Genomic DNA, 10343 nt, shown 5'->3' on the forward strand with positions numbered 1-10343 from the left:
AAGCAGGTCCACCTCCTGCGCGAACGGGAGCATCAGCACCGGGCACGAACCAGCCGGGCACGAACCAGCGTCAAAACGGCTTAGAGAGTGGCCTGCAGGGACTTGATCGGCATGCTCAGCTCGGCCAACATCTTCAGGTCGGCCTCCGCGGAACGGCCCAGCGTCGTCAGATAGTTTCCGACGATCATGGCGTTGATGCCACCGAGCATCCCCTGCACGTCGAGATCGCCCAGGGTGATCTCGCGTCCGCCGGAGTAGCGCAGGATCGTGCGCGGCATGGCGAGGCGGAACGCCGCGATCGCGCGCAGCGCGTCACGCGGCTCGACCAGCGGAAGATCCCCGAAGGGCGTTCCCGGCCGCGGGTTGAGGAAGTTCAGCGGAACCTCGTCGGGCTCCAGGGCCGCAAGCTGGGTGGCGAGCTCGGCACGCTGCTCGAGGCTCTCGCCGACGCCCAGAATGGCGCCGCAGCACAGCTCCATCCCCGCGGCCCGCACCATCTCACAGGTCTCCCACCGCTCCTCCCAGCTGTGGGTGGTGACCACGTTCGGGAAGTGCGAGCGGGCCGTCTCCAGATTGTGGTTGTAACGGTGCACACCCATTGCCGTGAGTTCGTCGACCTGCTCGGAGGTCAGCATGCCCAGCGAGCAGGCGACGTTGATGTCGACCGCCGCACGGATGGCGGCGACCCCTTCCCGCACCTGCGCCATGAGCCGGGCGTCCGGGCCCCGTACGGCCGCGACGATGCAGAACTCGGTGGCGCCTGTCGCCGCGGTCTGCCGGGCGGCGTCGACGAGCGAGGGCACGTCCAGCCAGGCGGACCGCACCGGCGAGTCGAACTTGCCGGACTGCGAGCAGAAGTGACAATCTTCCGGGCATCCGCCGGTCTTGAGGCTGACGATCCCCTCCACCTCGACCTCCGGACCACACCAGCGCATCCGCACCTCGTGGGCCAGGGCGAGCAGATCGGTCAGCGTCTCGTCCGGGAGCCGGAGCACGGCGAGCACGCCGGCCTCGTCCAGCCCCCGTCCGCCATCGAGGACCTCGCGCCGTGCCACGGTGAGGATGTCGGCACCGTCCTGGTCCGCCGGCGGCCGCGGCGACACCGGTGCAGGTGCGGTGGGGTGCGCGGTCACGGACGTGGTCACGGACGTGGTCACGGATGCAGTCACAGGGGTCTCCAGACAAGGGTCAACGGGTGCGGTGGGCGCGTGGTGGCGGTGGGCATCGTGGTCGGGACTGATGCGCATGCACCCAGGTGCATGCGCATCCATTGTCGAACCGGCGCGCGGATGTGGGGCCGGATTCCCGAACACCATCGAGCCCCGAAGACTATCGAGCATGGTGGTTACGTCTCGTAGCGAGCTCTGAACTCCTGGGCACGGAACGTGCCGCCAAGTGCCGGTTGCAGTGAGGCACGCGCCACGGCCAGGAACTCGAGCCGGGCCAGCAGGCCGGCTCCCGCCGGAAGGACGCCGGCCAGCGGCCGGGCGGCCAGGCTTTCCAGGTCGATGAGGTTGCACCGGCAGGCCAGATCCGGTTCGGCCGGCCAGGACCCGACCACCACGCCGGAGAGGTCCAGGCCGCGGTGCGCCAGCGCCTCCAGGGTCAGCGCCGTGTTGTTCAGAGCGCCCAGGCCTGCGGCGGTCACGACGAGCACCGGCGCCCGCAGCACCCGGGCGAGGTCGGCGAGGGTGGCGCCGCCCGCGTCGTAGCGGACCAGCAGGCCGCCGGCGCCCTCGACGAGGACGAGATCGCGGCTGTCGGCGAGGGTGCCGATCCGGGCGGCGAGCTCGTCGAGGTCGACGGCCCGGTGCCCGGACCTGCGGGCGGCGGTGGCCGGAGCGAGCGGGTCGGGGTAGCGGGCCAGCTCGTGGACGTCGGTGATCCCGGTCAGATCGCGGACGAGGTCGACGTCACCCAGCTCGCCGGGGCCGACACCGGTCTGGGCCGGTTTCACCACCGCGACCGCGTGGTGTCGGTCGTGCGCGAGCGCGCCGATCGCGGCCGTCACCACCGTCTTGCCGACCCCGGTGCCGGTCCCGGTCACCACCAGGACCGTCATCGGGCCAGGACCGTCATCGGGCCAGGACTGTCATCGGGCCAGGACTGTCATCGGGCCAGGACTGTCATCGGGCCAGGACCCCGGCGGCGGCCAGCGCGTCGGTGACGATCGCGAGGTCGGCATCGGTGAGATCGGCCCGGGCGGCGAGGCGCAGCCGGCTGGTCCCGACCGGCACCGTCGGTGGCCGGAAGCAGCCGACGGCCACCCCGTGCCCGCGGCAGGTCGTCGCGGCCGCGATCGCGGGTTCGGGATCCCCAATGATCACTGAAACGACGGCCCCGGCGGGATCCGGCGCGCCGGTCAGGCCGGCGAGCTGACGGGCCCGGCGCCGGACGGTGCCGGGCAGCTCCGGGTGGCCCCCCAGAAACTCCAGGGCGGCCAGCGCGGTGCCCACGTTCGCCGGGGCGAGGCCGGTATCGAAGATGAAGCTGCGGGCGGTGTCGATGAGGTGATCGCGCACGGCCGCCTCGCCCAGCACCGCGCCGCCCTGGCCGCCCAGCGCCTTGGACAGGGTGGCCGTCGCCACCACGTCCGGCTCCCCGGCGAGGCCCGTGGCGGCGAGTGCCCCCCGACCGGCGGGCCCGACCACCCCGAGCGCATGGGCCTCGTCGACGACCAGGACCGCTCCGTGGGCCCGGGCGGCCGCGTGCAGTTCGGTCAACGGGGCGAGATCGCCGTCCGCGGAGAACACCGACTCGGTCACGACGAGTGCCCGCCGCCAGGGGCGTCCGGCGAGGGCCGCCGCGACCGTGGCCACATCGGCATGCGGTGTCACGACGACGTCCGCCCGGGACAGCCGGCAGGCGTCCACGATCGAGGCGTGGTTCAGCGCGTCCGAGACGACCAGGTCGCCGGGGCCGGCCAGGGCGGTGACCACCGCGAGGTTCGCCGTGTAGCCGGAGGAGAAGACCAGGGCCGAGGCGAATCCGGCGTGCGCGGCGAGCGCGTTCTCCAGCTCCCCGTGCAACGTGGTCGTCCCGGTCATGAGCCGACTCCCGGTGGCCCCGGCACCCCAGGCGCGCAGGGCGCGGATCCCGCCGTCGACGACCGCCGGATGACGGCTGAGCCCGAGGTAGTCGTTGCCCGCGAGATCGACGAGCACGCTTGCGCCCGGTTTGTCCGGGCCGCCCCGCGGGCGTAGCTCGCGGCGCAGCCCGGCGGCGGCCCGGGCCCGGGCGTGGTCCGCGAGCCAGGCGAGCGGCGCGGCAGCCTCGACGTCATCGACGGTCACGACGGTCAGCGTACGGGTATCGGCCACTGTGATGGGGTGCCCGCCACCTCACGAACCCGGCCGGTCTGGCAGTCTGCGAGCCGTGGGAACCCTCGCCGACATGCTGCGCGCGAGCACGGATCTCAGCGACGACGACATCGACCACCTGCACGCGCTCGTCGCGGACTGGGCTCTGCTCGCCGACCTCTCCTTCGCTGATCTGTTGCTGCTCGTGCCTGTCCGCTCCGGCTCGGGGGCCAGCCGGGGCGGCCACGCCAGCGGAGCCGAATTCCTCGTCGTGGCCCAGGTTCGTCCCACCACCGGTCCAACCGCGTACCACAACGACGAGGTCGGCAGCGTCGTGATCAATCGCTGGGTGGTCCAGAACGCCTGGCGGGAACACCGGATCGCGCGGGAGGGCGAGCCCGAGTGGGACGGCGGGGTCCCGGTGCGGACCGAGGCGATCCCGGTCCGGCGGGGTGACGAGGTGATCGCCGTCCTTGCCCGGGACACCAACCTCGCGACCACCCGGACGCCGAGCGCGCTGGAGTCGGCTTATCTGCAGGGTGCCAACAACCTGGCCCTGATGATCGCCGAGGGCGCCTTTCCGTTCCGCGGCAGCTCGGCGGAGCTTCCCGAGTCCCCCCGGGTGGGCGACGGCATGATGCGGCTCGACAGCGCCGGAAAGGTGATCTTCGCGAGTCCGAACGCGCTCTCGGCGTACCGCCGGCTCGGCTACACCGGCAATGTCACGGGCGAGGACCTCCGCTCCGTGCACCGGGCGCTGAACCTGTCCGCCACGACCCCGGCGGTCTGGCACGCGCTCGGCCGGCGTCGGCCGGTGGAGGTGGAGGCCGCGGTCGGGAGCACGGTGGTACTTCTGCGGGCGATCCCGCTCTTCCCCGGGGCGACCCGGGAGGTGCTGGTGCTCGTCCGGGACGTCTCCGAACTACGTCGCCGCGAGGCGCTGCTGCTGAGTAAGGACGCGACGATCCGTGAGATTCATCACAGGGTCAAGAACAATCTACAAACCGTAGCCGCCCTACTGCGGTTGCAGATGCGGCGGACGAAGGTCGACGAGGCGCGCTCGGCGCTGCGGGAGTCGGTGCGCCGGGTCACCTCGATCGCGGTCGTGCACGAGACGCTGTCCCAGAGCCTGGGGGAGAGCGTGCCGTTCGACGAGATCGCCGACCAGATCACCTCGGTCACGGTGGATCTGGCCTCCACCGGGGCCCGGGCGAACACCCGCCGGACCGGGTCGTTCGGGCGGCTTCCCGGCGAACTCGCCACCCCGTTGGCTCTTGTGCTTTCCGAACTTCTGCAGAATGCTGTAGAACATGCGTTCGACGGTTCGGCGGGTTCCATCGAGATCCGGGTCAGCCGCCTGGCAGACCGGCTTGACGTCGTCGTGGCCGACGACGGTGCCGGGCTGCCCGAGGACTTCCAGCTCGAGCACTCGCCAAGGCTGGGGCTGCAGATCGTCCGCCAGCTGGTGCTGGGCGAGATGCACGGCACCATCCGGCTCCAGGCCGGTCCAAAGCACGGGACGGAGGCGCTCCTGTCGATCCCACTTTCTGAAAGTTGAGTGTTTAGGGTGCCCGGGAGGGGGTATTCCCCAGGATGTGTCCCTCGTCCATGGCCGTCGTGCCGATGTGGCGTGCTCGTGGGGGGCCGGATCGGGACCGTCCCGGGCGGTGGTTCGCCTGAGCGGGTCCGATCGCCGGGAGGTGCGGTCGGGGGCGGAAAACATTACGGCCGCCCCGTCCGCGTCGCGCCGCATTGCTGCGGCGGATGCGCGGACAGAACGGCCGATGCTGCTGCCAGCCACCCCTGTGCCGCGGTACGGGTTGTGGCATGACCTCATGCGGCGACCACTGCGGTCCGCCGGTGCCGGTTCCGGCGGGCAGGGCCTGCCGCGAGCGGGTGTTGTTGTTCGGACCCGGGACGTGGTGCCGGGTCCTCGGGTGCTGTCGGCCTGCCGTCGGGGACGGTCCTGCGGTCAGGCGGTTCGAACCCGGAGTCGGACCTGGCGCTTGAGCGCCCGGCGTTCGTCCTCGCTCATCCCGCCCCAGACACCGGAGTCCTGCCCGGTGTCCAGTGCCCAGTTGAGGCAGTCACTCGTGACTGCGCACCGCGCGCAAACGGCCTTTGCCTCTTCGACCTGGCGTTCCGCCGGACCGGTTGTACCGATCGGGAAGAAGAGCTCGGGATCCTCGTCACGGCAGAGCGCTCTGTGGCGCCAGTCCATGCGTACAACTCCCTCTCTCGTCTCGGGCCACACTGCACATGAGACGCTTTGTGAGCCGCTACGGTTGTGCCGAGGTGAAAAATAAATTGAGCAGGATGTCTGCTCGGCCTCGGCGGCGGCCGTAGAGCGGGTTGCCGGGTGTCGGTAAGCCCGGGTGCACGTGCATCCACCTCGGACATTCGCCACCCTCCCACCCGAACAGGCAGCAGCGCAAGAACCTGCAAGCCTCTTCACAGCCTGGCTGGCCTGCACTTGTCCGGCAAGGACACAGACGGACCACGGGGGGCGACCGTCTCCTTGGATGGCCGAAGTGCCACGGGAGCCCCGATTGCCAGGGGATGTTACGCTCCGTTGTATCGATCGTTACCGGTGCGGCCGGTGGGCGGCCCGGATCCTCGGCGATCAAGCCGCCGATGTCATGCCAGTCGGTCATGGATCCGTTCTGTGGTGCCTGAGGGCTGCCTGAGGTCCGCTCCGGCGCCGGTGCGCGCCGTCATCCCGGCCCGATCTGACCCGCTCGCGTCGCCGGAGATGGCAGGGTTGGGGCATGGAGGTTCTCGGCCATCGTGGCAGCAGGGTTCCCGGCCCGGAGAACACGGTCGAGGCGGTGGATGCCGCGTTGCGGGTGGGCGCCGACGGTGTCGAGGTCGACGTGCGGCGCAGCGCGGACGGCGACCTGGTCTGCGTGCACGACGCGCGGCTGTCCCGTCCCGCCGGCCGGGCCGTGGTCCGGCAGACCACGGCGGCGCTGCGGGCCCGGGGGATCCCTCTGCTCGATGAGATCCTCGACGTGTGGGATGGTCACGGTCGGCTCATCTGTGAGATCAAGAACCAGCCCGGGCAGCCGGACTTCGACGCCCCCCGGGAGCAGACCGTGCGCCGGCTTGCCGAGACGCTGCGTGCCCGGGGATGGACCGGCCGCCGGCCGGACGCCGCTGACCTTGACGCCGGTGCCGGCGGCATCACGGTGTCGTCGTTCGACTGGTTCGCCATCGAGGCGGTGCGTGACGCCGACCTCGCGGTCACGACGGCGTTCCTCACCATGCCCCGGATGTCGGTGAGCGGCGGCCTCGCCTACGCACGGTCGGCGGGCCACACCGAACTGCATGTGCACACCAGCGCGGTGCTCGGCACCTCCGACGCGGCGGGACGGGCGCGCGAAGCCGGCGTCCGGTTGATCACCTGGACGGTGACCAGCGTCGAGGACGCCCGGCGGATCCGCGACGCGGGCGTCACCGGGGCGATCTGCGACGACCCCATGGAGATCTGCCAGGCGCTGTCCCGGCTGGACGGGACCCCCACCACGGCGCTCGACGCCTGAGCGGACATTCTCCTGGGCGGGCAGCCGTCAGGCGACGACGCGCAGCGCGTGCGGCTGGTGGGTCAGCAGCACCTCGGAGAACATCCCGAGATACTCGCCGTCCATCTGCACCGGCAGGGGCGTATCCGTGGAGAAACGGATCGACGACGTGTTGTGGCGGCGCACCACGTTGCGACCGCGCGGACCCTCGCCGTCGGTGAGTATCCGCGAGGCGGCCCGCAGCACGCTGGGCAACCGTACCCGCCGCAGCGCGAGGAGGTCCAGACCGGTGTCGAAGGACGCGTCCGGGCAGGCGAGGACGGGACGGGAGTTGAAGTAGGTCCACGGGCGGGTGTTGCAGACGATGCAGAAGGCGATGTGCTCCTCGGCCCGCCCGCCCGCCGGGTCGGTGGTCCCGGGGTCGGGGGCCGAGCCGGCGTCGGTGGTCGTCAGGGTGATGGGCGAACCGCGGCGGTCGGTGCCGTGGAGGATCTGACCCGCCGCGGTCCGCAGGAACAGGCCGGCGGTGTTGCGTCTGCCCTTGCCACGCTTCTCCTCGACCCGCGCGACGACCCGGGCATCCAGGCCGATACCGAAACAGAACGTGAACCAGCGCCGTTCGTCGCCGTACTGAGCCCGGCCGAGGCTGATCCGCTGGGTGCGGCCCTCGCGGAGCGCGCTCAGCAGCTCGCCGGTCGCCTCCACCGGTGACGCGGAGTAGCCTAGCGCGCGAGCGAAGACGTTGGTGCTGCCACCCGGGACCACGGCGAACGCTGGGCCGCCCGGTACCGGACCGTTCTGGAGCAGTCCGTTGATGATCTCGTTGACGGTACCGTCCCCACCGAGCGCAAGCACCACGTCGACGCCGAGTTCGGCCGCTCTGGCCCCCAGTTCCACCCCGTGCCCCCGCCCCTTGGTGACCACAGTCTCCAGAGCGAGGTCCGCGGCGAGCGCGCTGGCGAGGACGTCACGAACACGTTCGGTCGTAGCAGTGGCGACGGGGTTGACGACCAACAGCCCTCGCATGCCTCCACCGTAGTCCGCCCGGTCATCCGGGTCGCCGGCTGGGAAAACTCTCACACCGTTGGAATCCGGCGGGCACCTCGCGAAGTGCGACGGGTGATGGCGCGGTGGACACCGTCCGGAGGGTCCCCGGGGGCACCGGTCGACGGCCCCGGGAACGCGGACGGCCCCGGGAACGTAGTGTCAGGGATATGGGATCCACGAGTCATCCCGATCAGCCGGCGGCCGGCCGCTTCGGCACGCTGCGGCAGGCTGCTCGCGCGGCGTCCGTGCCCACTCGGGTGGCGTCCGTCCTGCTCGCCATCGAGGCGCTGACCCTGCTGGCCCTCGGAATCCTGCAGGTGCTGCGCGGCTTCGGGCCGGACATTGACGACATGGGTCGTGCTGAGAGCGGTGGGGTGCTCGCCATCGTCGGCGGGCTCGGTGTGGCGGTCCTCGCGGGGGGCGTGCTGCGTAACGGCGCATCCTTCCGCTCGCCCACCTTGGTCGTGCAGATCCTGTGCCTGCCGGTGGCGTGGGGGCTGGTGCAGTCCGGCCGCTACGGCTACGGCATCCCGCTGCTCGTCGTGCCCCTTGTCATCGTCGTCGCGTTGCTGCTGGCCGGTGGGCTCGGGCCGGTGGTCCCGCCTCGGCGCGGCGGCGGGACCGGGTGACGAATCCGCTCAGCCGTCCTCGAGCAGGCCGCGCCGCAGCTGGGCCAGGGTCCGGGCCAGGAGCCGGGAAACGTGCATCTGGGAGATGCCGAGCTCGGTCGCGATCTGGGACTGGGTCATGTTGCCGAAGAACCGCAGCAGCAGGATGCGCTTCTCCCGCGGAGAGAGTTTCTCCAACAGCGGCTTGAGGGACTCGCGGTACTCGACGCCCTCCAGGGACTCGTCCTGGACGCCGAGGGTGTCCGCGACGGCGGGCGCCTCGTCGTCGCCGGAGTCCGGCGCGTCGAGGGAGACCGCCGAGTAGGCGTTCGCCGACTCCAGCCCCTCGAGGACGTCATCTTCGCTCATCTGCAGATGCCGGGCGATCTCGCTCACCGTGGGGGAGCGGCCCAGCGTCTGGGAGAGCTCGGAGGTCGCCTTCGTCAGGGAGAGTTTGAGCTCCTGAAGGCGGCGGGGGACCCGGATGGCCCAGCCCTTGTCCCGGAAGTGCCGCTTGATCTCACCGACAATGGTCGGGGTGGCGTAGGTCGAGAACTCCACCCCACGTTCTGGATCGAACCGGTCCACCGATTTGATCAATCCGATGGTGGCCACCTGGACGAGGTCGTCGAGCGGCTCGCCCCGGTTACGGAAGCGGCGGGCGAGGTACTCCACCAGCGGTAGGTGCATCCGGACGAGCTGATCGCGGACGGCGGAGCGTTCGGGATCGTCCTCGGGTAGCTCGGCGAGGCGGACGAACAGCGTGCGGGCCAGGGCCCGGTCGGGCGAGTGCGCGCGCTCGGGCCGATCGCTCTCCCCGTCGATCGCCGGACCGTCCACCGCCGGGTTCGGTGGCGCCTGGGTCGTCATCTCGGGGCCGGGATCGCTGTCGATCCCCGGGTGGTCGTCGAGCACGGATCCCCGTTGGCTCAACGCCGCTACCGGGTCCACCGCGGACACCGGGTCGCGATCGGCTACGTTGCGATCGGCTACATCGTGATCAGGTACCGTGCGCGGTGGGGTCGGCGTTCTCCCGGTCGACGTCACGACGTACCTACCGTGTCGCCCAGTGGAGTCTCTCTGGACGCACCCGACCCTCGGACGTGTCCGGCCGGAGGCCCGCCGAGGTCGGCGCGCACGCCCCTGCGCTTCTGCAAGGCGATGCTCACCCGCGACCCCGGGCCCGTCGAGGTCTGCACGTCGCCCGCCAGCGCCTTGAGCACGGTCCAGGCGAAGGTGTCCTCGGAGGGCTGCTCGCCGTCCAGGCTCTTGACCGTCACCAGGACGTGCATCACCCCCGGCGAGAGGGTGAACGTGCAGTCCAGCGAGGAACCCGGCACGGCCGAGACGAGCAGCAGGGCGCACGCCTCGTCCACGGCGATCCGGAGATCCTCGATGTCGTCGAGAGTGAAGTCGAGGCGGGCCGCCAGCGAGGCCGTCGCCGTGCGCAGGACGGTGAGGTAGGCGCTCGCGGCGGGCAGGGTGAGCGCAACCACGTCGCGTAGGCCGCCCGAGTGGGCGGTTTGGCTGTCGATGGTGTCGGAGCTCTCCGCGCCGCCGGTCGAAGGCGTCGGATCCACGTTCCTACCCCCAAAGAGCCTGCGTCGCGCGAGGACGGCGCCTCGCGGGTGTCCTGCCGACCAAGGTCGATTAGATAATGATATTGTCGGCGGTCCCTCGCCCACCCGTCGACGGGTCGAGTATTCCGCTCCCGACCATGACGTCCCGCATGGGCGGACGGTTTCCGCTCCGTCGGCGGCCGGGCGGCGGCCACCGACTCCACCGTACCCAGCCGCCGCTGGGTACCGCAGGTCGGGTGATCGTAAGCTGTTGCATCCGGCCTGTCTGGCCGTCGTCGGCTTAGCTTG

The 10343-nt window shown here is 71.1% G+C and carries 10 protein-coding genes; 3 read left to right on the forward strand and 7 right to left on the reverse strand.

The features are described 5' to 3' along the window. Positions 1-80 precede the first annotated feature (80 nt). The 3 genes from bioB to AC08OX_RS09320 form a co-directional block, all read right to left on the reverse strand. Positions 81-1157 (reverse strand): biotin synthase BioB, encoded by a 1077-nt coding sequence (gene bioB, locus AC08OX_RS09310; RefSeq protein WP_476607437.1) that lies wholly within the window; start codon positions 1155-1157, stop codon positions 81-83. A 188-nt stretch (positions 1158-1345) separates the two neighbouring features. Continuing rightward, on the reverse strand, positions 1346-2062 hold the full coding sequence (gene bioD / locus AC08OX_RS09315; RefSeq protein WP_476607438.1) for a dethiobiotin synthase: 717 nt from the start codon (positions 2060-2062) through the stop codon (positions 1346-1348). Positions 2063-2126: 64 nt separating this feature from the next. After that, positions 2127-3293 (reverse strand): 8-amino-7-oxononanoate synthase, encoded by a 1167-nt coding sequence (locus AC08OX_RS09320; protein ID WP_476607439.1) that lies wholly within the window; start codon positions 3291-3293, stop codon positions 2127-2129. Positions 3294-3393: 100 nt separating this feature from the next. On the opposite strand from AC08OX_RS09320, the gene AC08OX_RS09325 reads away from it, so the two are divergent. Then, positions 3394-4857 carry a sensor histidine kinase gene (locus AC08OX_RS09325; RefSeq protein ID WP_476607446.1) on the forward strand — a complete coding sequence of 488 codons (1464 nt, stop codon included), beginning with the start codon at positions 3394-3396 and terminating at the stop codon, positions 4855-4857. Positions 4858-5271: 414 nt separating this feature from the next. Here AC08OX_RS09325 and AC08OX_RS09330 read toward each other — a convergent pair whose 3' ends face one another. Further along, positions 5272-5520, reverse strand: coding sequence for a WhiB family transcriptional regulator (locus AC08OX_RS09330; RefSeq protein ID WP_011438134.1), 249 nt, complete (start codon positions 5518-5520; stop codon positions 5272-5274). A gap of 547 nt (positions 5521-6067) precedes the next feature. On the opposite strand from AC08OX_RS09330, the gene AC08OX_RS09335 reads away from it, so the two are divergent. After that, a complete protein-coding gene (locus AC08OX_RS09335; RefSeq protein WP_476607440.1) occupies positions 6068-6841 on the forward strand; it encodes a glycerophosphodiester phosphodiesterase in 774 nt (257 codons plus the stop codon). Positions 6842-6868: 27 nt separating this feature from the next. On the opposite strand, the gene AC08OX_RS09340 is transcribed toward AC08OX_RS09335, so the two are convergent. Further along, entirely contained in the window at positions 6869-7846 is a 978-nt protein-coding gene (locus tag AC08OX_RS09340) for a diacylglycerol/lipid kinase family protein (RefSeq protein ID WP_476607441.1), read from the reverse strand. Between the two features lie 188 nt (positions 7847-8034). Here AC08OX_RS09340 and AC08OX_RS09345 point away from each other — a divergent pair, with 188 nt between their 5' ends. After that, entirely contained in the window at positions 8035-8496 is a 462-nt protein-coding gene (locus AC08OX_RS09345) for a hypothetical protein (protein WP_476607442.1), read from the forward strand. A gap of 9 nt (positions 8497-8505) precedes the next feature. Here AC08OX_RS09345 and AC08OX_RS09350 read toward each other — a convergent pair whose 3' ends face one another. Further along, on the reverse strand, positions 8506-9522 hold the full coding sequence (locus AC08OX_RS09350; RefSeq protein ID WP_476607443.1) for an RNA polymerase sigma factor SigF: 1017 nt from the start codon (positions 9520-9522) through the stop codon (positions 8506-8508). Further along, positions 9519-10055: an ATP-binding protein gene (locus tag AC08OX_RS09355; RefSeq protein ID WP_476607444.1), complete on the reverse strand. Its 537-nt coding sequence runs from the start codon at positions 10053-10055 to the stop codon at positions 9519-9521. The genes AC08OX_RS09350 and AC08OX_RS09355 overlap by 4 nt, the downstream gene beginning before the upstream one ends. Positions 10056-10343: the final 288 nt, after the last annotated feature.

The organism is Frankia sp. CoBUL1 (assembly GCF_978021245.1).